This window comes from Streptomyces sp. NPDC001770 (assembly GCF_053596135.1).
In genome coordinates, this window is sequence record NZ_JBSFFN010000111.1 from 1 (window position 1) to 1,075 (window position 1,075).

1 protein-coding gene is annotated in these 1,075 nt (G+C 69.5%); it reads left to right on the forward strand.

The window, feature by feature from the left end; translation table 11 throughout:
• Positions 1 to 1,075, forward strand: a 1,075-nt coding sequence (locus ACWCSV_RS34575) for an acyltransferase domain-containing protein (protein ID WP_451149235.1), incomplete at both ends; no start/stop codon positions are given.

Sequence of the window (1,075 nt, forward strand, 5' to 3'; positions counted from 1 at the left end):
CACCGTGCGGTGGTGCTCGGTAGCGGGCGCGGTGAGCTGGCCGAGCGGCTGGCGGCGGTGGCGACGGGGCAGCCCGCGCCCGGCGTTGTCACGGGTTCGGTGGCTCCCGCCGGTGTGGGGCGGACGGTGTTCGTCTTCCCGGGTCAGGGCAGTCAGTGGGTGGGGATGGGCCGTGAGTTGGCTGAGTCGTCTCCGGTTTTTGCGGCGAGGTTGGCGGAGTGTGGTGTGGCTCTGGCGCCTTATGTGGACTGGCGGTTGGACGATGTTTTGGCGGGTGTGCATGGTTTTGAGGCTGCGGATGTGGTGCAGCCGGCGTTGTGGGCGGTGATGGTGTCGCTGGCCGCGGTGTGGGAGGCGGCGGGTGTGTCGCCGGATGCGGTGGTGGGTCATTCGCAGGGCGAGATCGCGGCCGCCGTGGTGGCGGGGATCTTGTCCCTCGATGATGCGGCGAAGGTGGTGGCTCTCCGGAGTCGGACCCTGACGGCGTTGGCGGGTCGGGGTGGGATGCTCTCGATCGCGGAGCCGGTGGAGGGTGTGCGCCGGAGGATCGCGTCGTACGGCACGAGGTTGTCGGTCGCGGCGGTGAATGGTCCTGCGTCGACGGTGGTGTCCGGTGACGCGGACGCGTTGCGTGAACTGGCCGACTCCTGTGGGGAGTCGCCGCGTGCGCGGATGATTCCGGTGGACTACGCCTCGCACAGCGCGCACGTGGACGAGCTCCGGCGGGAGATCCTCACCGTCCTCGACGGAATCCAGCCGACTGAGACCCGTATCCCGATGGTGTCGGCCTTGACCGGCGAATGGCTGGCGGGTCCGGAGCTCGATCCCGCCTACTGGTATGCGTCTTTGCGCGAGACGGTGGAGTTCGACCGTGCCGTGCGGCTGCTCGGCGAGGCCGGTCATGGGGTGTTCGTGGAGGTGTCCCCGCATCCGGTGCTGGTTCCGACGATCGGGGACAGCCTGGAGGAGCGGGCCCCGGTGGTGGTGGTGGGTACGTTGCGGCGGGACGACGGTGGTGCCGAACGCCTGATGGCCTCGTTCGCCGAGGCGTATGTGCAGGGTGCTGCGGTGGGGT